Origin of the sequence: Pseudolabrys sp. FHR47 (assembly GCF_005153485.1) — a bacterium.
Lineage (GTDB): Bacteria > Pseudomonadota > Alphaproteobacteria > Rhizobiales > Xanthobacteraceae > Pseudolabrys.
The window spans coordinates 3,076,153-3,101,643 of record NZ_CP039740.1 but is presented as its reverse complement, the minus strand read 5'-3'; the positions used below and the strand labels follow the sequence as shown (position 1 = coordinate 3,101,643).

Below are 25,491 nucleotides of genomic sequence, written 5' to 3'. Positions count from 1 at the left end.
GGCTCAGGCTCCCAGTTCGCGCATCAATGTGGTGAATTTCTCTTCCGTCCAGTCGCCGCCATCAAGCGGCCGGACCCGCGTCTTGTTCATGCCAGCCACGACCTCGTCGAGCTCGCGCGCGCCCTTGGCGAACACGCTCTCGATGGCGTTGGCGAGTTCCTGCTGCCAAGCCGTCGGCTCGGCCGTCCGGCTCTGGTGCGGGTCGAGATAGGGGTATTTGTAGTCTGGCAAGGTCGCCTCCTATTTCTTGTCCTTGTTCATGTCCGGGCTGTCGACGACCGCGGGGTTATCGCCGACATTGATGGCCATCAGATCGCGGCCAACCTGCAACGGGCCGTCATAGGCCGTGCGCGTGCTTGCGATCAGAACCGCCTCGGTGGCGCCGCCGTTTAAGCCGATGTGGCTATAGACGGCGAGCTTCGGCCGCGCTTCGGCGAAAACACGGCCAGCGGCCTCCGGCGAGGCGAGGTGCAGGTAAATCGCCTTGTAGGCCGGATTTTTCTGCAGCAGCTCGTCCGGGATCACCGTGACGCAATGGACAAGCACGTCGGCGCCTTTCGCCTGCCGCACGACTTCCGCGCTGTACCGTGTGTCGCCCGACAACACGACCGTGTGTCCCGCATATTCGATCTTGTAGCCATAGGACGGCGTGACCAGCGGCCCGTGATCGTTGAGAAAGGATGACACCTTGACGCCATCGGCTTCGTACATGGGCCCCGGCGGCTTTTCATGGACGTCGAAGGCGATGCCGGCTTCCGGGTCTTTCTCGTCTTCCCTGCGGATTTCGATGTCGCGCGTGAAGGCCTCGGTCAGGCCCCTGGTGAGTTTGACCAGGCCCGGCGGCCCGAAAATCGTCATCGGATGATTGCGTTGTCCGTAAGGCGGTCGCAGCCAGCCGGTCAGCCAGAGGTCGGGCAAGCCGTTGATGTGGTCGGAGTGGAAATGCGTCAGGAAATGAGCGTTGATGGCGCCGAACGGGATCTTGAGCTGGGCGAGGCGAATCGTGACGCCGCGGCCGAAATCGAACAGCAGTTTTTGACTGCCGGCTTCCACCAATGTGCTGGAGCCGAAACGGACCGGCGAGGGCACCGGGGTGCCGGTGCCAAGCAGCGTCACGCGGAACAGGTTGTCAGCCGCTCGTGCCGGAGCGGCGGCAAGAACGAGCGCAATGACGAACACCGCGGCCGAGAGGCCGACGGAGAAGCGGGCGTAAAAACGAGTGGTTGTTCCCTTCGGCGTCATCATCAGGTGTTGCGCCTCCGTTACACGTCGAGCACGAGCCGCGCGCCCTTGGCGCGCGACACGCAGGTCATCATGGTTTGATTGGCGGCGCGCTCCGACGACGACAGAATGCTGTCGCGGTGATCGGCTTCGCCTTCGATGATGCGACACTCGCAGGTGCCGCAAATGCCCTGTTCGCAGGACCGCGGCACGTCGATGCCGGCTTCCGTCATGACTTCGAGGATCGATTTTTCCGGTGGTACGCTCAGCGTCATTCCGGACGTCGCGCACACGACCTCGAACGCACCGCTGACTTCGTCAGCCGGGCGCGAACGCGGCGCGAACCATTCGAAATGCACCGTGCCTTCCGGCCACCCGGCGGTGACCTCTTCAACGGCCAGCATCAGCTTCTCGGGGCCGCAGCAATAGACGACGGTGTCGGCTTGCGGCGTGCTCAGGCGCTGCGCCACGTCGAGCCGGGTGCCGGCTTCGCTCGCATGCAGCGACACCGTTCCACCGAGCGCCTCGATTTCCTTGAGGAACGGCGCATCCTCGTTGCGCTTGTTGCAATAGAGGAGGGTCCAGTGTTGGTGACGGGCGCTCAGTTGCCGCATCATCGGGATAAAGGGCGTGACGCCGATCCCGCCGGCAACAAAGATGTATTCCTTCGAGGCGACCAGCGGAAAATTGTTGCGCGGCGTGGACACGGTCAGGACGTCACCGGGACGCAAGCGCCGGTGCACGAAGCCGGACGACTGCCCGCCGGTGACGGCGCGGATGCCGAGGCGGTAATGCGACAGGTCGTTGGGATCGCCGCACAGCGAATATTGCCGCAAGGTGCCGTCCGGCAGTTTGAGGTCGATATGCGCGCCGGGTTCGAAAGCCGGCAGCGGTCTGCCGTCGAGCGAGGCGAGTTCGAGCGACAACACGCCCGGCGCTTCCCAGATCAGCGCGCGCAGACGCACGTCGAAGGTCTGTTCGCCGGCGCGGGGCGCGGCGACCGTCGATGGCTTTGTCATTTCGGCAACATCGCCCATCGGTTCATTCCTTACAGCGCGCTCTTGGCCCAGGGATGCGGCGCCTGGGACAGATCGCAATAGACTGATTTCTGCGCCATCCAGGCGCGAATACCGTCGCGGCCTTTTTCGCGGCCAACGCCAGAATCCTTGGTGCCGCCGAACGGTGTCGAAATCGAGAACTGCTTGTAGGTGTTGATCCACACCGTGCCGGTGTCGAGCGAGCGCGCGATGCGCCACGCTTTCGGGAAGTCGCGGGTGTAGATGCCGGAGGCGAGACCGTAATCGTTGTCGTTCGACTGGCGAATGAGGTCGCCCTCGTTGTCGAACGGCAGCACGGCGAGCACAGGGCCGAACACTTCCTCACGGCACAGGCGCGAGTCGTTGCCAAGCCCGGCAATGATGGTCGGGCGATAATAGGTGCCGTCCTTGTAGTCGCTGCCGGTCGGGCGTTCGCCGCCGGTTAGCACCTTGCCGCCGTCGGCGCGGGCTTTGGCGACATGGTCCTCGACCTCGTCGCGATGCTTCGGCCGGATGAGCGGCGCGACCTGGGTCGTCGCCTCGAACGGATGGCCGACCTTGAGCCGCTCGGTGGCGGCGACCAGTTTGGCGACGAAGGCGTCATAAATGGAGCGCTCGACGAAAAGCCGCGAGCCGGCGATGCAGGATTGCCCCGTCGAGGAGAAGATGCCGAACATCACGCCGGCCACCGCGAGATCGAGGTCGGCGTCGGCGAAGACGATGGTCGGCGACTTGCCGCCGAGCTCGAGCGACACCGGCATCAGCTTGCCGGCGGCCTTGCGGGCGATATCCCGGCCGGTGGCGGTGCCGCCGGTGAACGACACCTTCTTGATCGCCTTATGCGTGACGATGCGTTCGCCGACGATCGATCCGGCGCCCGGCAGCGTCGAGAACAGGCCCTTGGGCAGGCCGGCTTCCTCGATGACGCGGGCGAGTTCGAGGCAGACCAGCGGGCTCCATGACGACGGCTTGAGCAGGATGGCGTTGCCGGCGGCGAGCGCCGGCGCCACCTTTTGCGCATCCGAGGCAATCGGCGAATTCCATGGCGTGATGCCGGCGGTGACGCCGAGCGGTTCGTAGACCGACATGGTGAGATAATTGCCGCGCGGCGGGGTGAGCGTGTCTTCCATGGTCTCCAGCGCCGCCGCCATGTAGCGGAATGTGCCGGAGGCGCTCATGGCGAGCGCGCGGGTTTCGCTCAAGGTCTTGCCGGTGTCGCGCGACTGCACATGCGAGATGCGGTCGGCGTGGCGTGCGATGCTCTCCGCGATGCGATAGAGATAGGTCGCGCGCTCGTGCGGCAGCAGCTTGCGCCAGGCCGGATCGTTGACGGCGTCCTGTGCGCGCTCGATGGCGAGATCGACGTCCTCGAGCGAAGCACCGGGCAAGGTGGCATTGTGCGAGCCGTCGGCCGGAAAGTTCGACGTGATATCGGCGCCGCGGCCGCGCCGCCATTCGCCGCCGATATAAAGCTTGTCCTGAGCGATGACGTTCTGGTCCATGGTCCCTCTCAGATCGCGACCGCGCTGACGCGGTTGATCAGCTCGCGCGCCATGCTGTAGCCGGCGAGTTGCGAGGTCTTCGGATTGGAAGCTGAGGGGCGGCCTTCGAGCTTGACCTCGAAATCCCCGCAGCCCGAGCGCACCGAGAATTCATGCACATTGCGGGTCACGCCAGGATCGGCGACGAGGCGCACCTTGGTCGCGTCGAGCCCGATGCCGGCGATCGCCAAAGTGGCGGCGACATTGGCGTTGAAGGGATAAGTCTGCGCTGCTTCGCGCGCCGAACCTTCAAAGAAGATCGCCGCGTCGGTGAGCGTGTCGAGCGTCAGCAGCTTTTCCGCCGGCGTGCCTTTCCAGGCTTTTGGCGGCTTGCGGCCGGTATAGATGACCTCTTCGAGGCCGGAGAACTTCGCCGCGGCAAGCGCATCGATGCCGCCGACCGCGCCGGCCGGGAGCACCAGACGGCCGCCGCTGGATTTCGCCGCCGCTTCGAGCTTGGTGCGAAGGCCATCATCGGCCAGCGCGCCGATGGAAATAACGATGAGGTGGCAACCGGCTTCGAGGATCGCCGCGCCGTGATCGCGCACGGCGATATGGCCGGCGCATTCGGCGACGGTGTCCGGTCTGTCGGCGAGCAGCGCCGCGATGTCGGAATGAATGGCAGCCGAGCGCGTCAGCGCGGGTCCGCAGCGCTCGAGCAGCGCCTCGGCGCGCTTGGTCGAACGTTCGGGGACGAGAATGGCAACTTGATCGAGCGGCGCGTCGAGCGCCTTGACGAGCGAGGTCAGCGCCAGCTCGGCAATGCCGCCGGCGCCGATCACCCCCAATCGCGTCATCTTCTTCGCCGTCATGCCGGCTTCCCCGCGGCGCCCGCCGGCGGCCCGGCGAAGCTTTGCCCGAACGGGCCGATGGCGACCATGTCGATTTCGATGAGGCAGGGGCCAGGTGCGGCGAGCGCCCGATCAAGGGTGGCCTCGAACGCCGCGACATCGGATACGCGCACATGCGGCAAACCGACTGCCGCGCTGAGCAGGGCAAAGTCCGGCGTCAGGATGTTGGAATAGACATGACGGCCGCCATATTGCGCATCCTGGATGTTGCGGATGACGCCGTAGCCTTTGTCGTTCATCAGCACGAACACCATGTTTGCCTGCATCTCGACGGCGGTTGCCAGTTCGCCGATCATCAATTGCGCGCCGCCATCGCCGACCAAGGTGATGGTCTTGGCTTTGATGCCGGCATGGGCGGCGCCGATGCCCATGGCGATGCCCTGGCCGATGCCGCCGCCCAGCGCGTGCACGCCCAGATGCGGGGCGGCGAGGCGGACGTAACGGTTGCCGAAGGTGCTGTTCGAGATGGTGACGTCGCGGACCCACGGATGGCCGTTCTTGGCCACGCGCGCGCTCAGCGCGTCGGCGAGCGGCGCATAGGGACCGAGCGCCTTGCGCAGCGACGCTTCGGAACGCTGCCGGGCAGCGCCGATGTCCTTGAGGAACGCGCCGTCGGTATCGAGTTTGGCGGGCAGACGGCTGAGCAGGCCTTCGAGCGCAAGGCGCGCATCACCGGCGATGAACTGTTCGACCGGATAATTGCGGCCGCCCTGGCCGACATCGGCGTCGATCTGCACCAGCGGCGGCAGCGGCATACGATTGTTCTGCGTTTCGTTGCCGCGCAGGCGCGAGCCGACCACGATCATGAGATCGCACTTGGCATAGATGCTGACCGCATCCGGCGTCATGTTGAAGGCGCCGAGGCTGTTCGCATGATCTTCCGGCACCACGGCGCGGCCATTGGTCGAGGTGACGATGCCGAAGCCGCGATCGGCGAGGGCCGTCGCTGCCGCGGCCGCGCCGCGGGCGCCGCCGCCGAGCCACAGCATCGGCCGCCTGGCGTTCCGCACGCGCGCCGCCAGCGCATCGAGCGCGATGGCGTCGGGTGTTTTCTGATCGAGAGCCGGCCAGCCGGCGACAACGCGCTTTGCCGTCGGTAGCCGCTGCACGTCTACCGGAATTTCCAGCGACACCGGACCGGTCGGCGCGGTGAGCGCATCGCGGCTCGCCGCCAGCAGCGTCTCGATCGCGGCGCTCGGCTCCCAGATGCGGTGATAGGCCTTACTCACCGCTTTGAGCATGTCGGGCTGACGCGGCACGTCATGAATGGCGGCGCGGTCGCGGTCGGCGAATTCGCGGTCGATCTGGGTGGTGATGTGCAGCACCGGCGAACCGGCGGTCAGCGCTTCGACCTGTGAACCAGCGGCGTTGCCGGCGGCCGTGCCGGTCGAGGTGATGGCGACGCCGAGCGAGCGCGATACGCGCGCATAGGCATCCGCCATGTTCATGGCGCCGGCCTCGCCGCGCGCAGGCACGAAGGTGATGCGGCCCTGGCGGGCGATGGCGTCGAGGATCGGCATGTTGTGGATCGAGATCACACCGAACACCACGGTGACGCCCATGTCCGCGAGCGCCCGCGCGATGGCATCGCCCACCGGCTCGGTCGCTACGGCGTTTTGTGAACTCGGTCGTTCGGTGACGACGATAGGAGCGTTCATGACTCTGGACCCGGGCCTTAGATAAAACGTGATACGCCGCCGGATACTTCCAGGCTGGCGCCGGTGATGTAGCTGGCGGCTGGCGACCCGAGGAAAACGATGGCGCGGGCCGGTTCGTCCGCCACGCCGAGGCGCTGTAGCGGTATTTGTTTGTCGCGCGCCAGCGCCTTGAACCATTCCTCGCGCGAGAGGGCCTTGTCGGCGCGCGCTTCAAAGCGGCGCTGCCACTGACCGGAATCGACGAGCCCGAGCAGGATGGTGTTGACGCGGATGCGCGGCGCAAATTCGGTGGCGAGCGACTTGAGCAGGTTCTGCACGCCGGCGCGCGCCGCCGAGGTGCACACCATATGCGGCTCGGGCTGCAGCGACAGCAGCGAGTTGACGGCGACGATCGCCGGTGACGGTGCGGCGTCGAGCAGCGGCTTGAAGGCGCGCAGCGGCAGGATCTGGCTGAAGAACTTCAGATCGAGTTCGTCACGCCATTGCGCGTCGGTGGTGTCGGCGAACTTCGAGACGCGGCCCTGGCCGGCATTGTTGACCAGAAGGTCGAGCTTGCCGCCGCTCCAGTTTTTCACTTTGTCGGCGAAGGCGGCGACGTCGCCGCTATCGAGTACGTCGCAGCGCTCAGCCAGCACGGCGCCGGGCTTCACGGTGTCGAGCTTGGCTTTCGCGGCGGCGAGGCGATCCGCGTCGCGGCCGCAAATGGCGACGCGCGCGCCTTCCTCAACGAGGATGCGCGCAGCTGCAAGGCCAATGCCGGACGTTCCACCCGTCACTACCGCGCAAGAATTGGCAAGGCCCAGATCCATCGCTGCCTCTCAACCGCCGTTGCTCGCCGCCCGCGGAGCGGCGTTGGCGTGCCAGCCCAGGCGTTGTGAAATCTCGCGGGCCGCCGCCGCGACTTCGGCTGCGAGTTGATTGTGCCGTGCCTCGCCGGCGAAGTCGGCGGCATGGCCGATGACGTTGAGCGCGGCGATCGGCGTGCCGGTCGCGTCGAAGATCGCCGCCGCGACCGAGCTGATACCGGCTTCGAAATTGCCTTCGCTCCAGGCGAGCCCCGCCTTGCGGTCGACGTCGAGCTGGGCGTGGAGCTGCGTCAGCGTCGTCGGCGTCCTCGCCGTCACAGCCTTCAAGACGGTGCCGGCATAGAGTCGGTCGACGCGGTCCGGCGGCAGATGCGCGAGAATGATGCGGCCCATATTGGCCGCATGCGCCGGCAGGCGGCTGCCGACGCGGATGTTGCTGGCGAAGGTGTGGTTCGGCACGCGGCGGGCGAGATAGACGATCTCCTGACCGTCGAGCGCACCGAGATGCGACGACAGGTTCAGGTTCTCGGTCAGCCGTGTCAGCACCGGCACGGCGGTCTGCACCAGGTCTTCGGAGAAGAAGGCCTGCGCGGTGAGCCCGATCAGGCCGATGCCGATACGCCAGCCTTGGCCGTCCGGCAGCGCTTCGATGAAGCGTTCGACCTCGAGCGTATGCAGAAGACGCAGCAAGGTCGTGCGGTTGATGCCAAGCTCGCGCGCCGTCTTCGACATGTTGGTGACGCGATCGCCTTCCGCGATATGGCGGAGCAGGCGGGCGGCGCGTTGCACCGGCGGCGAAACGTAAGGATCGCCGCCGGCCTCCGCTGCTGGCTCATCAACGCGTTCAAGCATCGGAAGCCTCGATCAGGTTGACCAGCAGGCGCGCAACGGCCGCCGGGTTTTCCTGCGGCAGGGCATGGCCTGCGTCGGGAATTTCATGGAAGCCGGCCGGGCGCGGCAGCGCGTCGTAAAGCTTGCGCGCATTGGCGGGCGGTGTGATGACATCATGAACGCCGACCGCAACGAGCGTGTTCATCGACAGGCCCGCTGCGTCTGCCAGCAGATCGCCGGCGCCGAGCGCGCGCGCGGCCTGCATGTAACCGACGGGATCGACGGCCGCCATCGCCTCGCGCACGGCGGTGAGCACCGCTGGCTTGACCTCCGGCTGATAAACAAGCCGCGCCGCGCGTTTGGCGGCGAAGTCGCGCGGACCGAGCGCGCGCAATTCGTCGATACGGCCTTGCACTGTTTCCGGCATCGTCGCGCCAGGCTTGACGCCATAGCCGAGCGCCGGCGACAGCAGGGCGAGCGCACTGACACGCTTGGGGTGGCGCGCGGCGAAGCTCGCGGCGAACAGGCATCCGAGCGAATGGCCGAGCAGCGTGACGCATTCGAGATCGAGAACGTCGAAAAAGGTGAGCAAGGCGTCGGCATAATCATTGGGTTGCGGGGACGCCGTCACCAGCGAGCGCGAGCCGCCATAGCCGGGCGCGTTCCAGGCGATTACATCGAACGCATCCGGCAGTGCATCGAACAGCGGTTCGAAACTGCCGGCATTGCTGCCGATACCATGCAGCAGCATGATCGACTTGCCGCGCTTGGTACCAGGCCGGCGCAGGTAGCCGATGCCCGCTTCGCGGCCTGTCACCACGTCCGAGATATTGGCGGTGAGGGTCATGGCTTGGCCGGGGGAGCGCCCGCCGCTTTCGGCAGATAGTGCAGGATGCGGCTTTCGATCGCCGTCACCGCCCAGTACATCGCGATTCCGATCACGGTGAGCAGGGCGATGGCGTCGAACACCATCGCGGTGTTGGCCTGGCCCTGGCCGAAGCTGATGAGGTAGCCAAGACCGATTTCGCCGCCGACCAGCTCGCCGACGGTGATGCCGATCACCGCGAGCGTTGCGCCGATGCGCAGGCCGGCGAGTAGATTGGGCATCGAGAACGGCAGCATAACCTTGAAGAAGATCTTGGTCTTGCTCATGTTGTAAGCGCGCGCCAGATTGATCAGATCGCGGTCCATGATGCGCATGGCCTGCAGGACGTTCACCAGGATCGGGAAAAACACCACGAGAATGGTGACGATCAGCTTCGGCCAGGCGTTATAGCCGAACCACAGAATGAACAGCGGCGCGAAGGCCACCTTGGGCGCGATCTGCAGAGCCAGGATGTAGGGCGACAGCACCTTCTCCCAGGTCGGCAGCAAACCGAGCGCGTAGCCGAAGACGGCGCCGAGCAGGCCGCCGAGCACGAAGCCGAGGATCGACATCGATGCCGTGGACATGAAGTGCTTGAGCAGGTTCTCCTGATTCCAGAGCCGGATCATTTCCAGATACAGATCGCTGACGCGGGGGATAATGTATTTCGGCACTCCGAGCATCGGCGGCAGATATTGCCAGGCGATAAGAACAACGACGGCGACGGCGATGCTGGCCGCCGGCACGCCATAGCCGCGACGCCATAGCCGCCCCCCGGAGGGGGCGAGCGCGGGGCGCTGCAGCGTGGCGGTACCGTTGGCGGATTTGCTCATCGCCGTCTCCGCAGACGTCATGACACAAACTGGTTGGTGTAGAGATCTTCCACCGGCACGGCCGACTGGATGATTTTGTTCTGGACGTAGAAGTCCTGCACCAGCTTGATCCGCTTGGGATCGAAGGTGCCGAGCGCCGACGCCGGCGTGGTGGCGTAAACTTCCTTCACGTAGCGGTTCAGGATGGTCTCGATCTCTTTTTCCTTGCCGGTGTGCTGCGGCACCTGGGCGACATAATCCTTCGCCGCGGCGACCGGGTCGGCCATGCTGTCGCGCACGGCCTGAAGCACGGCCTTGACGAAGCCGCCGACGGCGGCCGGGCGTTCCTTGACCATCTTGTCCGAGGTGAGGATGGCCTGCGCCATCGCCGGGAAGGTCTTTTCGATCGGGAAGTAATCCAGCGGCACGCCGCCGGCCTCGATCGCCACCGCCCATTCCGGGACGGCCATGATGCCGTCGAGCGACTTGGCGATCATGAGCTGGGTCACGCCGGCTGGGCCTACCGCCTGGATTTGCAGATCGTCGCGCTTGATGCCGTTGGCGGCCAGCACGGCGAGCAGGGCATAGTAGCCGGTGTCCTGATAGCCGATGACGCCAAGCTTCTTGCCCTTGAGGTCGGCGAAACCCTTCAGGCCGACTTCCTTGCGGGTGACAAGCGTGAACAGCGGGTGCGAGCCGAGCTGCGCGACGGCGCGCACGGGCAGGCCGTTCGGCCGGACGATCATCGAAGTTTCGCCGAGGCCGCCGCCGATATCGGCATTGCCGGCTCCGACCTGCTGCGCGACGTCAGCGCCGCCTTTGCCGGTCTGGAACGTCACTTCGACGTTGTTCTTGGCGTAGTAGCCGCGCTTCAGCGCCAGTTGGAATGGCAGGAAGGCCGGCAGGAAGCTCGGCGCCGGGAACAGATAGGTGATCTTTTCCGGCGCGGCGAAAGCCGGGCGGATGGCGGCGGTGGCAATGAGACCGCCAAGTGCGGCGCGACGCGTGATCTTCATGTCAGTGAACTCCCCTTGCGTTGACTTAAATGGCGGTTGGCAATGTGAAGGCGGTTGTCGTTATGCATCCTCGCGCTCGCCGAGATGCAGGGCGTGGAAGAGATGCTTGACGATTTCGCTGGCGCGCGGCGTGGCGGCGCGGGCAATAGGATTGTCGCGGTCGGGCAGGCCGACATCGATCTCTTCGATGATGCGGCCGGGTCCGTCGCTCATGACCAGGATGCGGTCCGACATCGCCACGGCTTCGGACAGGTCGTGGGTGATGAGCAGCGTGGTCAGATTCGATCCGGCGATGGTCGCGGCGAAGCTCTTTTGCAGCACCAGCTTAGTCTGCGCATCGAGCGCGGAGAACGGCTCGTCGAGCAGCACCACATCGGGATTGATGGCGAGCGTGCGGGCCAGCGCCGCGCGCTGCCGCTGGCCGCCGGAGATCTGGTACGGGTAGCGATCGGCGAATTCGGTCAGGCGGCAGCGCTTGAGCTCGCGCAGCGCGCGTTCGCGGCGCTCGGCCGGCGGCATGTCGCGCGCTTCGAGGCCGAACTCCACATTGTGGAGGACCGTCCGCCAGGGCAGCAGCAGGTCCTTCTGGAGCATGAAGCCTACATGCGAACTCGGACCCGTCACCTCCACACCGTGCAACGAGACGGTGCCTTCACTCGGCTGGTCGAGACCCGCGACGAGATTGAGCAGAGTGCTCTTGCCGCAGCCGGACGGTCCGACGACCGAGACGAATTCACCTTCGCCGACATTGAAGGACAGATTGCGGACGGCCGTGAAGGGCGGCGCACCGGCGGATCGGCCGGGGAAGCGGCGGGCCACGTCACGCAGCTCAAGAACGGTCGAGGTCCCCAGCACCTTGCGTCTTCTCCGCGTTGTTCAAATGTGAACTTCTAGTTCGTAATTTAAACAAGCTCGCATCTGAACATGGAGCGAGTCAATCGGCTCGATGATCGAAATTTCATCGTGCGCTGCACCATTTATTTGCAGTGCAATGCGATTTTATATGGCGTTTTGAAGTGTCGTGTCTTTGTCTACAACGGCGATCAAAGAGGCTTTTCAAGCTGCCTGTATTTTCTGCTTCCCAAGAAATAGTTTTATCTGGTATACGTTGTTTCATTAGCGCAACAAATCGAATGCCGCGCATGGCCAAGCACGAGACTTCGCCCGAAAATTCAACGCTCAGCGGCGCTTCAAGCGCGCAGAGTGATGAGCGCTATCTCGTGCCGGCCCTTATTCGCGGCTTGACGATTCTGCAGCGACTGTCGGGCGAAACCCGCGGTCTCACGTTGTCGGAAGTTGCCGCGGCGCTCGGCGTGACGCGATCCTCGGCGTACCGGCTGCTTTTCACGCTTGGCCATTTGGGCTTTGTCGTCTTCGACGCCGACACCAAGACCTACGCCCTGGGTCCCGAGGTCCTGCGCCTCGGTTACGGCTATCTGGCGTCGCGCGATCTGGTCGAAGTGGCGACGCCGCATCTGGTGCGCCTGCGCGACCGCACCGGCTGGTCGGCCCATCTCGGCGAACTGCAAGGCCGCGATGTCGTCTATCTCGCTCGCGTCGCCACGCGGCGCTCCATCGCGAGCACCGTCCATGTCGGGACCCGGCTGCCGGCGCGCGCGACTACGATGGGCCGTATTCTGCTGTCGGGCCTGAGCTCCGACGAAGTGCGCGATCTCTATCGCGATCAGCCTTATTCCAGCGAAGGCGGGCAGGGCAGCCTGGCCGATCTCGAAGCGCAGCTCGCCAGCGATCGGGCCAATGGCGTGGTGGTGCAGAATTCGGGCTACGAGCCCGGCGTCGCCAGCGTCGCGGCCCCGGTGCGCGACACCAGCGGCAAGATCGTCGCCGCCATCAACATTTCGGCCGTCGCTCTCCTGACCACCGAAACGGACTTGCAAGGTCCGCTCATGGCGGAAGTGGTAGCGACGGCGCAGGCGATCTCACGAGACCTTGGCTTCAAGGCCGAAGGCGAAGTGGATGGTGCCGGAGCGACGCAGCCGCGTCACTCGGCACGTTGACGACCAGTACATGAGTTCACCCGGTTATAAAGGAGTTCAGAGATGGATGATATGACCCGCCGGTCCTGGGACCGCCCCGAAGGCGCGACCTTTGAAGAGTGGATGAAGAGCCGCGTCGCTCGCGTTTCGGACCGTCCCTATGACTGGAATGCGCTCAAGTTCCAGGCCGACTTCGATCCGAAGTACCGCCGCGCGCAGAAGCGCTTCATCGGCACCGGTGGCACCGGCGTCGCCAAGGACACGAACGTCATCCCTGCCGAACACTTCACGCTGTCGAATATGATCATTCCGGCCGGCGGCGAAGGCCCGATGCATTTGCATGTCGACGCCGAAGAAGTGTTCTTCGTGCTGCGCGGCAAGATCAAGGTCATGGTCGAGAAGGACGGCGAATATTTTGAAACCATCCTCAATGAGCGGGACTGCGTCTCGGTGCCGCCCGGCGTCTATCGTGGCGAAATCAACATCGGCGAGGAAGACGCGATCATGATGGTGATGATCGGTTCGCCGAAGCCGATCACGCCGACCTATCCGCCGGATCATCCACTGGCCAAGGTCAAGCGCGGCTAAATCCGCTAAAATGCTTCAGCGGCTGCCGCTCGATGTGGCGGCGGCCGTTCGAACTTGTTGCTGTATCCGGACCGGCCGGGACGAGGGAGTTTAGAAGATGTCGCTGATGGGTATCGATGCCGTCGTTTTCGGCGTTGAAAATATGGCGGAAGCCAAGCGCTTCCTCGCCGACTGGGGGTTGACCGAGGTCAGCGCCGGCGCCGACAAGCTCATCTATCGCACCCGCGACGGCGCCGAAGCCATCGCCCGCCCGATCGATGCGCCCGATCTGCCACCGGCGATCGAAGGCGGCAAGACGGTCCGCGAAGTGATCTGGGGCGCCGCCAACCAGGCGGAACTCGACGAGACCCTGGCACGGCTGAAGACGCTGCCGAGCTACAAGATCGGTGCCGATGGCCTGCCGCGCGTCACCGACCCGAACGGCATGAGTCTCGCCTTCCGCGTCACCAAGCGTACGCCGTTCAAGGTCGAGCCAACCTTGCCGAACGCGCCGGGTTCTCACAATCGCGTCAACAAGCGCTCGCCAATCCACGATCAGGCGCATCCGATCAATATCGGTCATGTTGTCCTGTTCGCCAGCGACTTCGCTGCGATGCGCGCCTTCTATACCGAGAAGATGGGCTTCTCGATCAGCGACGAATATCCGGGACACGGCGTCTTCATGCGCTGCCAGAAGATAGGCGACCACCACAATACATTCGTCCTCAACCGCCCCGGCAAGCCCGGCATCAATCACGTTGCCTTCACAGTCACCGATATCCACGAACTCATCGGCGGCGGCATCGCTATGGCCAAGAAGGGCTGGAAGACGGAAATTGGCCCGGGTCGTCATCCGATCTCATCGGCTTATTTCTGGTACTTCGAGAACCCGCTCGCTGCGCCGCTCGAATATTACGCTGACGAGGATTTCTGCGACGAAGGCTGGAAGTCGAGCACGTTCGAGCGCAAGCCCGAGCTATTCGCCGAATGGGCCATCGTCGGCGGCATTGACGGCACGACGCGCCGACAGGCTCAAGGTATCGATAAAAGCGGCCGCGGACACGCGTGAGGGCGAACATGCGGCACGACCTACGGCGCATCGTGGCGGTGGAAGCGCATCGGCGGCGCTCGGGGCGCATTCCTTCGCGCGTTCATTCGCTCGGCACTGGCGAGACTTTTGCCATTGAGCCGGCGGTCGATGGCTTTGTCGATGTCGAGACCGGCATGATCATCCGCAGCCGTGGCAGTGCCATCGTTCTGCCGGATGGGTCGGAGCCGATCGAATTGACGCTGATCGGCGACATTCTGTTCGAAGGTATCGAACGTCCTGGCGGCGAGCCGTTCTTCGGACGCGCCGGCGGCGGCTCCTCGGTTACGCTCTACGACCGCGCGCAGAACGACTATTTTCAGTACGCTCTCGGCACTGAAGAAGACCGCATTTGAGTGAGTCCATGACACAGCGCTTTGCCGGCAAACGGATTGTGGTGACAGGGGCGGGCCGTGGCCTCGGTTTTGCCTTTGCCGAGCGATTGGCTCGCGAAGGCGCCAGCGTCATCATCGCGGAGATTGATCCGGTGAGCGGCGCCGAGGCCGAGAAGAAGTTGCATGACGCCGGTCTTGCCGCGCGCTTCGTTCAAACGGACATCTCGTCCGAGGCATCGGTCGCGGCGATGGCGCGGGAAGCCGCACGGGATTGCGACGGCATTCACGGCCTCGTCGCCAATGCCGGCTGGGCCAACAATGTCGGCGGCAAGACCTTCGACGAGATCACGGTCGAAGCCTGGGACCGCATGATGGCGATCAACGTTCGCGGCACCTGGCTGACCGTGCGTGCTATCGGGCCGTTGATGAAGAACGGCGGCTCGATCGTCACCGTGTCATCGGACACGATCTACTGGGGGCCGCCGAGACTGCTGCATTACGTCACCAGCAAATCGGCGATCGTCGGCATGACGCGCTCGCTGGCGCGTGAGTTCGGCGAGCGGATGATCCGCGTCAATTGCCTGCTGCCAGGCCTGACCATGGGTGAGGCGACCAAGGACATTCCGCAGACGCGCTGGGCTGATTATGCCGAGCGCACCATCCTCAAGCGCACGCAGCAGCCCGACGATCTCGACGGCGCGGTGGCGTTTCTGTTGTCCGATGATTCAAAGTTCATCACGGCCCAGACCCTCGCGGTCGACGGCGGCTTTTCCATGCACTGACGGGGGTAGTCATGAAGTTCGGCATCAACGGCGGCGGCATTGGTGGCCTGGCGGCGGCGATCGCGCTGCGCCAGGCCGGCCATGAAGTCGAAGTCTACGAGCAGGCCTCGGACTACAAGCGCGTCGGCGCCGACATCAACCTCACGCCCAACGCCGTGGCGGCGCTGAAGAGCCTCGGCGTCTTCGAGGATCTGCAGGAGACCGCGGCGCGGCCGACACACCGCATCAGCCGGACCTGGGACACGGGCGAGGAGACCTCGCGGCTCGAGATGGCGAAGGCCGCCGAGGAGAAGTACGGCGCGCCACAATTGACCATCCACCGAGCCGATCTGCTGCAGGCTCTACGCCGACAGTTGCCGGACGATATCATCAAGCTCGGCTACCGCGTCGCGGCGATCGACCTTCGCGGCGAGCGGCCCTCGGTTCGCTTTGCCAATGGCGAGACGCGCACGGTCGATGCGCTGGTCGGCGCCGACGGCATCCACTCGCCGACGCGCACAGCCATGTTCGGCCCCGAACATCCGCAGTTCACCGGCCTGGTGTCGTACCGGGCGGTGGTCGATCGCAGCAAGCTGAACGTGCCGAACCTCGACGCCTTCACCAAATGGTGGGGCCCGACGCCCGATTTGCAGATCGTGACGTTTCCGCTGAACCGCGGCCGCGAGACCTTCATCTTCGCCACCACGGCGCAGGACGACTGGCGTCACGAATCCTGGACCATGGAAGGCGATGTCGAGGAATTGCGCCGTGCCTATGCCGGCTTCCATCCGGAAGCGCGCGCCTTGCTCGACGCCTGCGACAGCGTCACCAAGTCGGCGCTCTATATCCGCGAGCCGCTACCGCAATGGTCGGTCGGCCGCACGACATTGCTGGGCGACGCCTGCCATCCGATGGTGCCGTTTATGGCGCAGGGCGCCTGCATGGCGATCGAGGATGCGGTGGTGCTCGGCCGTGCCCTGCGCGGGGCCGGCGACGCCGGCATCGCCGACGCCTTCAAGCGCTATGAGAACGCGCGCAAGGAGCGCACCGCCAAGGTGCAGATCGGCTCGCGCGGCAATGAATGGCTGAAGCAGGGCGGCAACGCCGACTGGGTCTACGGCTATTCGGCGAGCGACGTTCCGCTCGAGGCGGCATAGGTGTCTTTTCTGCCGGCGACAGATGGATCTAAAGGCAAAGTTTGCGGTGGCCGCCGTCAGAGCATTGCGGTGGCGATAATCTCGACCAGATAGCGGTCGTCGGCGAGGCGCACCTCGCCGCAGGCGCGCGTCGGGGGATTCTCGGGGTCGATCCAGCGGTCCCAGACATCGTTCATGCCGTCATAGTCGCTCATGCTCTTGAGCCAGATCGTGGCGCTGATCAGCTTGGCTTTCGACGAGCCGCATTCGGCGAGCAGGGCGTCAATCTTGGCGAGCGTCTGTGCGGTCTGAACGCGAATGTCGGCGGCTTTGTCGTCCGCCACCTGGCCGCCCATATGCACCATATTGCCGACCACGACGGCGCGGCTGCGGCGGCTGTTCTTGTCAATTCGCTTCATGACGCTCTCATTTCGAGTGGACTTGATAAAGACTAGCGTTCGGTGATGGCCGGCGGGTCGAAGGCGGTGATTGGCGGTGCCGGTTCCGAATATTTCTCGATCTCGACCAGACAGGTTTGCGCGCTCGGGCCCTGGGCCAGGCTCGATGTGCCTTGATCGCGCGTGAGCACATTGGGGTTGCCGTGCTTGTCCAGCGAGCCGTCGCGCGCGGGATCGAGCGGGTCGAGCCAGGCGCCGGTCGAGAGCTGCACCACGCTCGGACGTAAGGCATCGGACACGATAGCGACGGCGAGACACGAGCCGCGGTCGTTGAAAACGCGAACGATGTCGTTGTCGGCAATGCCGCGTTTTCCGGCGTCAAGCGGGTTGATGCGCAGCGGCTCGCGTCCCTTGATCTTGCTGGCATGCGAGCGGCCGACATGGTCGTACTGGCTGTGCAGCCGCGTTTCGGGCTGGTTCGAGATCAGATGCAGGCCGAAGCGCGAAGCCTCGGCCGAGCCCAGCCATTCGTAAGGTTCGAGCCAGGCGGGGTGGCCGGGACAATCCGCGTAACCGAAGCTGTCGATGGTCGACGAGAAAATCTCGATACGCCCGGACGGGGTCTTCAGCGGATGGCGCTCGGGCGCTTCGCGATACTCGGTTAGCAACGACTTTTGCTGCGACAGCTCGGGCTGAGGTAGAACATGCATGCCGTCTTTCCAGAAGGTTTCGAAGTCAGGCAGGGCGTGTCCCGCCGCTTCGAGCTTCTGCCGGGCAAGCGTAAACAGATAACGTAGCCAGCCTTCGGTATCGCGGCCGTCGGTAAAGACTTCCGCGGCGCCGAGGCGTTCGGCCATCGCTGAGAAGATCGCAAAATCATCGCGCGCTTCGCCGGCAGGCGTCGCCACGCGGTGCGACGCGGCGATGAAACGGTCGCGCGCCGACGCGGCGATGTCATTCCGTTCCAGCACGGTCGTCGCCGGCAGGACGATGTCGGCATGGCGGGCGAGTGCATTCCACCACGAGTCATGAACGATGACAGTTTCCGGGCGCTGCCATGCCTGCCGCAGGCGGTTGAGGTCCTGATGATGATGGAAGGGATTGCCGCCGGCCCAGTAGACCAGCCGGATGTCGGGATAAACGCGGCTCTCGCCGTTGAAATCGTAACGGCCGCCGGGATCGAGCAGCATGTCGGTGATACGCGCGACCGGGATGTAATCGCTGATCTTGTTGTCGCCCTGCGGCAGTGACGGCCATCCGATCTCCGGCGTGGCATGGCCGACGCCGTTGACCGAGCCATAACCGAAACCGAAGCCGCCGCCGGGCAGGCCGATCTGGCCCAGCATGGCGGCGAGCGTGATCGCCATCCAGTAAGGCTGTTCGCCATGATCGGCGCGCTGCAGCGACCACGCCATCTGGATCATGGTGCGACTTGCCGCCATGCGACGCGCCAGATCGCGAATGGTGTCGGCCGGAATGTCGGCGATCGCCGCCGCCCAGTCGGCGCTTTTCACCACGCCGTCGCTGCGGCCATTGAGATAGCTGGTGAAGCGATCGAAGCCTGTGGTGTAGCGGTCGAGGAAAGCGCGGTCCGCCAGGTTTTCGACGAGCAAAGTGTGCGCGATGCCCAGCATCAGCGCGACGTCGGTGCCGGGCCGGATAGGCAGCCATTCGGCGCCTTCCGTGTCATCGCGGATCGGGCTGATGGAAATAAGTTGGGCGCCGTTGCACCGCGCCTGATCGAGCGACTCCCGCAGGATGTGCCGCGAAATGCCGCCGGAGCTGACCTGCGCGTTCTTGCGCGGCGCGCCGCCGAACATCACAATGAGCTTGGAGTAATGGGCGATCACCGGCCAGGTGGTGTGATGTGACACCAATCCGCGCTTGTCGCCGATGATATGCGGGACGATGGTGTCGGCTGCGGCGTAGCTGTAGTTCTGCACCGATTTGACATAGCCGCCGATGCAATTGAGGAAGCGGTGGATCTGGCTCTGCGCATGATGAAAGCGGCCGGCGCTGGCCCATCCATAGGAGCCGCCATAAATCGCGCCATTGCCATGGGCCTTGCGGACGCGATCGAGTTCGGAAGCGGCAAGATCGAGCGCCTCATCCCAGGGGACTTCGATGAAAGGCTCGGCGCCGCGCAGCTTCCCGCCAGCGCGGTGGCCGTTCTTTAGAAAGGACTTGCGCACGGCAGGACGCCGAATACGAACCGGGCTGCCGAGCGCCTCGATCATGCCCTCGGAAAGAGGCGAGGGGTCGGGGTCGCCATCGACCGGTTTGAGCGCAACAAGCTTCCCGGCCTCGAATTGCGCATGGTATGTGCCCCAATGCGTGGCGATCGTGTGGCGGTCGGGCTCGGGAAGCATGGCGGCTCTGGTTGGGTTCGTTATGGCAGCAATACGATCTGCCCGACGGTGCGCCGGGATTCAAGGTCGCGGTGCGCGGTGGCGGCATCGGCCAGCGCATAAGTGTGCTTGATGTCGCTCTTGATGATCTTCTTGCGCATCGCGGCGAACAGATTGTTGGACGCCGCGGTTAGGTCGGCGCGCTCGGCGATATAAGGGAACACCTGCGGTCGCGACAGCACAACGCATTTCGGCGACAGCACGGCGATATTGACCGGCGGCACCGCGCCTGACGAACTGCCGAAGCTGACGACATGGCCGAATTTGGCGACCGTCTTGAGCGACAGTTCAAACGTGTCGGCGCCGACGCCGTCATAGATATAACGGCAGCCGCGCCCTTGCGTGATGGTATTAACGGCGGCGACAACATCTTCTTCGGTCGAGACGATGACATGATCGGCGCCGGCTTCGCGCACCATGCCGACTTTGGCCTTGGAGCCGACAGTGCCGATCACGGTGCAGCCCAGCGCCTTGGCCCAGGCGGTCAAAAGCAGGCCGACGCCGCCGGCTGCCGCATGGATCAGCACGGTGTCGCCGGCGGTTGCCTGCGTGCTTTTGTGCAGCAACTGCTCGGCCGTCATGCCCTTGAGCAGCATCGCCGCGGCGGAGCGATCGTCGATATCGTCGGGCAGGGCGATCATGCGCTCGGCCGGAACGATGCGGCGCTCACAGTAAGCGCCAGGCGCCGGCATGACATAGCCGACGCGCTGTCCAACGGTGAGAGTGGTCACATCTGGGCCGATGCTTTCCACGACGCCGGCCGCCTCCATGCCCGGCGTGCCGGGCACTTTCATCAGCGGAATGCTGCCGCGCCGGCAGTAGATATCGATGAAATTGACGCCGATGGCGGTGTGGCGGACGAGAACCTCGCCGGGTCCGGGCGCGGCGTCCGGCCGCTCGCGCCACCCCATAACTTCGGGGCCGCCAAAGGTATCCTGGATGATTGCTTTAGACACAGCAGGCACTCTTCTTTCTACGCGATAAACTTGGCCGACCGGACGTTAGCCACCGGTGGCGTCTTCCAGAGACTGGACATTGAAGACGGGCTTCGGCGGCACCCAGGATTCGATCAATCGCCAGGCGAAACCCAGGTGTTCCTTGAGCAGGAAAGCGAGACGGTCGCCGTCGCGCTGCATCAGCGCTTCGACGAGAGGAGCGTGTTCGCTGGCGGCGGCGCGCCACTCCTGCAGCCGCATCACGGCGAGATAACGGATGCGGTAGAGGCGGATATTGAGATGGCCGTGCATCTCGATGAGCGTCGGATTGCGCGAGGCCGCGATGATCGCGAGGTGCAGCGCCTGGTTCGCGGCGAAATAGGCGGCGCGATCCTCTTTCTCAAACGCGTCGATGAGAACCTGATGATAACGCGCCACGCGTCCGAAATCGGCCTCGGTCGCCATACGGCAGGCGATCTTGCCGCCGAGCCCTTCGAGCTCGGTATAGACGGTGAGCATATTGGCGATTTCGGTGTCGGTCGCGTTGACGACAACGGCGCTGCGATTCGGCTTGAGTTCGACCAGCCGTTCCATCGCCAGGATCTTGAGGGCTTCGCGCATCGGCGTTCGCGACACGCTGAGCGTGTCTGCAATCGCCCGTTCGCGGATGCGTTCGCCCGGCTTGAGCCGGTCGTGAATGATCAGGTCGCGGATGTAGTCCGCCACTTGCTGCGGCAGCGGTGTCGGCGGAACGGCGGTGTCCATATGTCGAATCCTTCGATTCCCTGAATCGAATATCGGCACGCAGCCTCTTGGCGAACAACGGCCCCTGTGGGCGACCGTCTGGTGGCACGAACGGCCTGTCTTCGCGCCGATAAAGAGCATGCCATTTTTTTATTTGGTATACAAGATTGACGAATGGCATGCAGATGAGTCAGGATAATTATGCCGGATAAATGCAGCGATCAGGATTGGGCATGCCAGACATGGATCCCAGCGATTGGCGCGCCGAAACTCTGGTCGGTCATGTTGGCCGGCATCCGGAGTCGCACTCCGGTGCTGTTAATGTCCCGGTCCATCGCGCCTCGACCATCGTCTTCGACAAGGTCGGCGACATTGACGAGGCCAAAAAACACCGTTTCGACAAGGGACAGGTGTTCTACGGCCGGTTTGGAACGCCGGACACCTTCGCCTTTGAAGACGCGATCTCTCAGCTTGAAGGCGGCTACGGCTCGATTGCCGTCCCGTCCGGGCTTGCCGCCTGCGTGTTGCCGCTGGTGGCGTTTCTCAAGCCCGGCGATCACGTCCTGGTGACGGACGCCGTCTACGAGCCGGTGCGCACCAGCCTCGGCGCCTTCATCGCCCGCAATGGCATCGAGGTTACTTATTACGATCCGCGCATCGGCGCCGGCATCGCCGCGCTGTTCAAGCCGAATACGCGCCTGGTCTATCTGGAATCGCCGGGCTCGCTGACCTTCGAAGTCCAGGACATCCCGGCGATCTGCAAGGCCGCCCGCGAGCGCGGAGTGATCACAGTCTGCGACAACACCTGGGCGACGGCGCTGTTTTGCAAGCCGATGGCGCTCGGCGTCGATATCGTCGCCCAGTCCGCCACCAAATTCATCGTCGGCCATTCCGACGCGATGCTCGGTCTCGTGACATGCGGCGCGGAGCATTATCGCGCGCTGCGCGAGGCAGCGAACTGGCTTGGCTATCATGCATCGCCTGATGATGTGTATCTCGCCGCGCGGGGCCTGCGAACGCTGGCGGCGCGGCTCAGGCAGCATCAGGAATCGGGTCTGGCACTGGCGTCCTGGCTCGAGACCATGCCACAGGTTCGCCGGGTCATTCATCCCGGCCTGCCGTCGCATCCCGATCACTCGATCTGGAAACGCGATTTCGAGGGCGCGTCGGGTTTGTTCGCCATCGTCCTTAACACCTCCTCGATGCAACAGGCGACCGCCTTCATCGAAAGTCTGAAGCTTTTTGCGCTCGGTTTTTCATGGGGCGGTTTCGAAAGCCTCGTCCTGCACGGCGACCCGGCGCATGCGCGAACGGCGACGCAATGGACGGAAGAAGGCGTGCTGGTCCGCCTCTATATCGGCCTCGAACACATCGACGACCTCAAGCGCGATCTCGCGCAAGGCTTGCAGCACATCAACCTCGCCAAGATTGATGCAAGAGCTTCGGCGGGCTGATCTGAATTTCATCATGTCGAGTAAAAAGGAGACGGTCATGAATGCTTTAACGAAACGGTTCGTGTTGCAGGCCGGGGCCATTGCGGCCGCTGCACTTTTCATCGCCCAGGCTTCGCCGGCCAAGGCGGTCGAGAACTATGTGTGGGCCGCCGGTTCGCCGGGCGGAAGCTGGTACACCATCGTCACGGGTCTCGCCAACATCGTGATGGAGAAGAATCAGGACATCAAAATCCGTATCGTTCCCGGCGGTGGTCGCGACAATCCGGCGCTGATCGAGAACGGTATCGCCCAGATCGGCATGGGCATCGACTTTCTGGCCGCGGCCGCGACCAAGGGCGAAGCGCCTTACGACAAGAAAATGCCGTCGCTGCGCTCGATAGGCGGCACCTGGGCCCCGGCGGAATTCCACGTCATCGTGCCGGCCGACGAAAAGCGGCCGCTCGACCAGATTCTCGCCGATCCGAAAATCCGTATTGGCACGTCGCCGCGCGCGACCTCGGAAGAACTGACGCTGCAGCGCGCGCTGACCTTCTACAACAATTCGGGCGACAAGATTGCGCAGGCGGGTGGCAAGCTGATCAATGCCAATTACAGCCAACTCGTCTCGGCATTCCAGGACAATCAGGTCGATGTGCTGTGGGGCGCCGGCAGCGCGCCGACCGGCATCGCACTCGAAATACAGAACGGGCGACGCGCCGCGAAACTGGTCGCATTCCCGAAAGCCCTGATGGATCATCTTGCCTCGCAATTCGGCTACGGCAAGAGCGTGATCAAGGCCAAGGCGTATACCGGCCTTCAGTCCGGCGATGCCGATCTGCCGGTGACGTCTCTCGAGGCCGTGATCCTGGTGTCGTCGAAGCTGCCCGATAACGACGTTTACAAGATCACCAAGACTTTGATCGAAAGCCGCGGCTCGTTCGGCAACATCTATAAGGTGCTCGGCGAATACGATCCGGCGCGGGCCTGGAAGGATCAGCCGGTGCCGCTGCACCCCGGCGCCGAAAAGGCCTATAAAGAATTGGGTTTCATGAAGTAATCGGCGCGCCGCCGGCAGGCGCCCGTGTCGGGCGGGCGTCTGCCGTCGTGGCTCCAAGAAGAAAGCCAAAGCGATGAGACAGCTCGAAGGCCCGATCAAACTGATGATTGCCGTCTGGCTCGCCGTGACGGCCATCGTCCATTTCTATTTCACCGGCTTTGGCTTTCCGGAACCTTTGAAGCTGGCCAGTATCCATCTGATGCTGGCCGTACCGCCGGTCTTCCTGCTTTATCCGGCGCTCCCGACGTCGCCGAAATCGCGGCCAAGCATTCTCGACTGGGTGCTCGCGGTGATCGCATTCCTGCCGAGCCTCTACATCTATCTGCATCCAGAGCGGGTCTATGACCGCAGCGCCTTCATCGATCCTCTGACGATGACCGAAATGGTGCTGGCGACGGCGCTCACTCTGCTGGTGCTGGAAGCGGTGCGCCGCGCACTGTCGATCGCGCTGTCGATCCTGACGGCGCTGGTCATCCTCTATATGTTCATCTGCCATCTGCTGCCGGGCGTCTGGTACTACCGCGATCTGCCCTACAACCAGGTGGCCGACATTCTCTATCTGATGAATGGCAGCGGCCTTTACGGTCAGCTCACCGGCATTTCGGCGACGATCGTTGCCGCCTTCCTGGTGTTCGGCGCCTTTCTTCAAGGCAGCGGCATGGGGCATCTGTTCCAGAATATCGGCAGCTTCGCCGCCGGCCGTTTCACGGGCGGGCCGGCGAAAGTGTGTGTCATCGAATCCGGCCTGTTCGGCATGACCAGTGGCTCGTCGGTTGCGAACGTCGTTGTGACGGGGTCGCTCACCATTCCGCAGATGAAACGCCTTGGTTTCCCAGCGCCACTGGCTGGCGGCATCGAGGCGGCGGCGAGTGTCGGCGGCCTGATCATGCCGCCGGTGATGGGCGCCGCGGCCTTCGTCATGGCGGAAATGATCTCGGTCCCGTATCTCGATATCATCGTCGCCGCCGCGATGGGCGCCGTGCTCTATTACGCCGCTATTTTCGTCAGTGTTCATTTTCACGCCAAGCGTCTCGGCATCGGTGCGCTGCCGCCGGAAGAGATCGCCAGCTTCCGGGACGTGCTGCGCGACATTCATTTCGCCATTCCGCTGATCATTTTGATCACGCTGATGGCGCAGGGCTTCTCGCCCTATATGGCCGCATTCTGGGCGACCATCGCGGTGTTCGTTTCCTCCTATATCCGCCGTCATTCGTGGATGACGGCCCGGCAGGTGTTCGATTCGCTGGTCAGCGCCGGCCAGACGATCTGCATTATTGCGGTGGCGGTGACGGCAGCCGGCATCATCACTGCCGGCCTCACCAATACCGGCCTGTTGCTTGCGTTCACCGGCATCATCAAGACGTTGGCCGGCGGATCGCTGCTGCTGCTCGTGATCCTGATCGCGGCGTGTTGCCTGTTCCTCGGCATGGGGGTGCCGACGACGCCCGCTTATATCATCACCGCCGCAATCGGCGCGCCGCTGATCGCCGAATACAATGTCGCATCGCTGCTGAGCATCCATCTGTTCGTTCTGTATTTCGCGGTGCTGGCCGATGCGACACCGCCGGTGGCCGCGGCATCCTATGCGGCCGCCGCCATCGCGCGGGCCAATCCGATGTCGACCGGCTTCCACGCCTTTCGCATGGCGACCGGCGGCTTCATCGTCGGCATCGCCTTCATCTACGAGCCGGCGCTGACGTTTCGCGGTACATGGTTCGAGATCGTCAGCACGGCGCTGGCGATTTCCGGCGGCGTAATTCTGATCGTGCTCGGCTATATCGGCTATACGGACGGCAGGCTGCCATGGTGGATGCGCCTGCCGCTGCTCGCGATTGGTGCTGTCTGCGCACTGTACAGTCCGGTCCACGAATTCTATCGCGCGATCTTCGCCTATGCCCTGATCGCCGCGGTCATTTTCGGTGGACGCTACTATTTCGGTGTGGCGGCCTCGAGAAGCGTGCCGGCACCGCAGGCCGAAACCAACTGACCTCAAAT

General features: G+C 64.0%; 25 protein-coding genes. 9 read left to right on the top strand and 16 right to left on the bottom strand.

Translation table 11 applies throughout. The features are described 5' to 3' along the window. Positions 1 to 3: 3 nt before the first annotated feature. The 12 genes from E8Q40_RS15240 to E8Q40_RS15185 are packed head-to-tail and all read right to left on the bottom strand — an operon-like array spanning position 4 to position 11,493. A complete protein-coding gene (locus tag E8Q40_RS15240) occupies positions 4 to 231 on the bottom strand; it encodes a recombinase-like helix-turn-helix domain-containing protein (RefSeq protein WP_137045342.1) in 228 nt (75 codons plus the stop codon). Positions 232 to 240: 9 nt separating this feature from the next. Further along, positions 241 to 1,245: an MBL fold metallo-hydrolase gene (locus tag E8Q40_RS15235; RefSeq protein ID WP_137045341.1), complete on the bottom strand. Its 1,005-nt coding sequence runs from the start codon at positions 1,243 to 1,245 to the stop codon at positions 241 to 243. A gap of 17 nt (positions 1,246 to 1,262) precedes the next feature. Continuing rightward, complete coding sequence (locus tag E8Q40_RS15230; RefSeq protein ID WP_205995553.1) at positions 1,263 to 2,258, bottom strand: PDR/VanB family oxidoreductase; 996 nt, start codon at positions 2,256 to 2,258, stop codon at positions 1,263 to 1,265. Positions 2,259 to 2,269: 11 nt separating this feature from the next. Further along, positions 2,270 to 3,760 (bottom strand): aldehyde dehydrogenase, encoded by a 1,491-nt coding sequence (locus E8Q40_RS15225; RefSeq protein WP_137045340.1) that lies wholly within the window; start codon positions 3,758 to 3,760, stop codon positions 2,270 to 2,272. An 8-nt stretch (positions 3,761 to 3,768) separates the two neighbouring features. Continuing rightward, a complete protein-coding gene (locus tag E8Q40_RS15220) occupies positions 3,769 to 4,611 on the bottom strand; it encodes an aspartate dehydrogenase (protein ID WP_246662868.1) in 843 nt (280 codons plus the stop codon). Next, complete coding sequence (locus tag E8Q40_RS15215; protein ID WP_137045339.1) at positions 4,608 to 6,308, bottom strand: thiamine pyrophosphate-binding protein; 1,701 nt, start codon at positions 6,306 to 6,308, stop codon at positions 4,608 to 4,610. Before E8Q40_RS15215 ends, E8Q40_RS15220 begins: the two co-directional genes overlap by 4 nt. Positions 6,309 to 6,325: 17 nt before the next feature. After that, positions 6,326 to 7,117 carry an SDR family oxidoreductase gene (locus E8Q40_RS15210; RefSeq protein ID WP_137045338.1) on the bottom strand — a complete coding sequence of 264 codons (792 nt, stop codon included), beginning with the start codon at positions 7,115 to 7,117 and terminating at the stop codon, positions 6,326 to 6,328. A gap of 9 nt (positions 7,118 to 7,126) precedes the next feature. Next, a complete protein-coding gene (locus E8Q40_RS15205) occupies positions 7,127 to 7,966 on the bottom strand; it encodes an IclR family transcriptional regulator (protein WP_137045337.1) in 840 nt (279 codons plus the stop codon). Beyond that, positions 7,959 to 8,792 carry an alpha/beta fold hydrolase gene (locus tag E8Q40_RS15200; RefSeq protein WP_137045336.1) on the bottom strand — a complete coding sequence of 278 codons (834 nt, stop codon included), beginning with the start codon at positions 8,790 to 8,792 and terminating at the stop codon, positions 7,959 to 7,961. Before E8Q40_RS15200 ends, E8Q40_RS15205 begins: the two co-directional genes overlap by 8 nt. Beyond that, positions 8,789 to 9,643: an ABC transporter permease gene (locus tag E8Q40_RS15195; RefSeq protein WP_137045335.1), complete on the bottom strand. Its 855-nt coding sequence runs from the start codon at positions 9,641 to 9,643 to the stop codon at positions 8,789 to 8,791. Before E8Q40_RS15195 ends, E8Q40_RS15200 begins: the two co-directional genes overlap by 4 nt. 17 nt (positions 9,644 to 9,660) lie before the next feature. Then, positions 9,661 to 10,638, bottom strand: a complete 978-nt coding sequence (locus E8Q40_RS15190) for an ABC transporter substrate-binding protein (protein WP_137045334.1) — start codon at positions 10,636 to 10,638, stop codon at positions 9,661 to 9,663. Positions 10,639 to 10,698: 60 nt separating this feature from the next. Next, positions 10,699 to 11,493, bottom strand: coding sequence for an ABC transporter ATP-binding protein (locus E8Q40_RS15185; protein WP_246662867.1), 795 nt, complete (start codon positions 11,491 to 11,493; stop codon positions 10,699 to 10,701). Between the two features lie 287 nt (positions 11,494 to 11,780). Here E8Q40_RS15185 and E8Q40_RS15180 point away from each other — a divergent pair, with 287 nt between their 5' ends. From E8Q40_RS15180 to E8Q40_RS15155, 6 genes are all read left to right on the top strand, one after another. Continuing rightward, positions 11,781 to 12,656, top strand: coding sequence for an IclR family transcriptional regulator (locus E8Q40_RS15180; RefSeq protein ID WP_137045333.1), 876 nt, complete (start codon positions 11,781 to 11,783; stop codon positions 12,654 to 12,656). Positions 12,657 to 12,698: 42 nt separating this feature from the next. Next, the gene (locus E8Q40_RS15175; RefSeq protein WP_137045332.1) at positions 12,699 to 13,223 is read left to right on the top strand and encodes a cupin domain-containing protein; all 525 of its coding nucleotides are present in this window, start codon (positions 12,699 to 12,701) and stop codon (positions 13,221 to 13,223) included. 106 nt (positions 13,224 to 13,329) lie between these two features. Next, the gene (locus E8Q40_RS15170) at positions 13,330 to 14,271 is read left to right on the top strand and encodes a VOC family protein (protein WP_205995551.1); all 942 of its coding nucleotides are present in this window, start codon (positions 13,330 to 13,332) and stop codon (positions 14,269 to 14,271) included. Between the two features lie 8 nt (positions 14,272 to 14,279). Next, a complete protein-coding gene (locus E8Q40_RS15165) occupies positions 14,280 to 14,645 on the top strand; it encodes a hypothetical protein (RefSeq protein WP_137045330.1) in 366 nt (121 codons plus the stop codon). 8 nt (positions 14,646 to 14,653) lie between these two features. Continuing rightward, positions 14,654 to 15,406: an SDR family oxidoreductase gene (locus E8Q40_RS15160; RefSeq protein ID WP_137045329.1), complete on the top strand. Its 753-nt coding sequence runs from the start codon at positions 14,654 to 14,656 to the stop codon at positions 15,404 to 15,406. Positions 15,407 to 15,417: 11 nt separating this feature from the next. Beyond that, positions 15,418 to 16,542 carry an FAD-dependent monooxygenase gene (locus E8Q40_RS15155; RefSeq protein ID WP_137045328.1) on the top strand — a complete coding sequence of 375 codons (1,125 nt, stop codon included), beginning with the start codon at positions 15,418 to 15,420 and terminating at the stop codon, positions 16,540 to 16,542. Positions 16,543 to 16,598: 56 nt separating this feature from the next. On the opposite strand, the gene E8Q40_RS15150 is transcribed toward E8Q40_RS15155, so the two are convergent. The 4 genes from E8Q40_RS15150 to E8Q40_RS15135 are packed head-to-tail and all read right to left on the bottom strand — an operon-like array spanning position 16,599 to position 21,027. After that, on the bottom strand, positions 16,599 to 16,940 hold the full coding sequence (locus E8Q40_RS15150; RefSeq protein ID WP_137045327.1) for a RidA family protein: 342 nt from the start codon (positions 16,938 to 16,940) through the stop codon (positions 16,599 to 16,601). A 32-nt stretch (positions 16,941 to 16,972) separates the two neighbouring features. Next, complete coding sequence (locus E8Q40_RS15145) at positions 16,973 to 19,288, bottom strand: molybdopterin-dependent oxidoreductase (protein WP_137045326.1); 2,316 nt, start codon at positions 19,286 to 19,288, stop codon at positions 16,973 to 16,975. A gap of 20 nt (positions 19,289 to 19,308) precedes the next feature. Next, entirely contained in the window at positions 19,309 to 20,283 is a 975-nt protein-coding gene (locus E8Q40_RS15140) for a quinone oxidoreductase (RefSeq protein WP_246662866.1), read from the bottom strand. Positions 20,284 to 20,328: 45 nt separating this feature from the next. After that, a complete protein-coding gene (locus E8Q40_RS15135) occupies positions 20,329 to 21,027 on the bottom strand; it encodes a GntR family transcriptional regulator (RefSeq protein WP_168197857.1) in 699 nt (232 codons plus the stop codon). A 221-nt stretch (positions 21,028 to 21,248) separates the two neighbouring features. Here E8Q40_RS15135 and metC point away from each other — a divergent pair, with 221 nt between their 5' ends. From metC to E8Q40_RS15120, 3 genes are all read left to right on the top strand, one after another. Continuing rightward, positions 21,249 to 22,460 carry a cystathionine beta-lyase gene (metC, locus tag E8Q40_RS15130; protein ID WP_137045324.1) on the top strand — a complete coding sequence of 404 codons (1,212 nt, stop codon included), beginning with the start codon at positions 21,249 to 21,251 and terminating at the stop codon, positions 22,458 to 22,460. A 37-nt stretch (positions 22,461 to 22,497) separates the two neighbouring features. After that, a complete protein-coding gene (locus E8Q40_RS15125) occupies positions 22,498 to 23,496 on the top strand; it encodes a TAXI family TRAP transporter solute-binding subunit (RefSeq protein WP_168197855.1) in 999 nt (332 codons plus the stop codon). Between the two features lie 73 nt (positions 23,497 to 23,569). Continuing rightward, a complete protein-coding gene (locus E8Q40_RS15120; RefSeq protein ID WP_137045322.1) occupies positions 23,570 to 25,483 on the top strand; it encodes a TRAP transporter fused permease subunit in 1,914 nt (637 codons plus the stop codon). Positions 25,484 to 25,491: the final 8 nt, after the last annotated feature.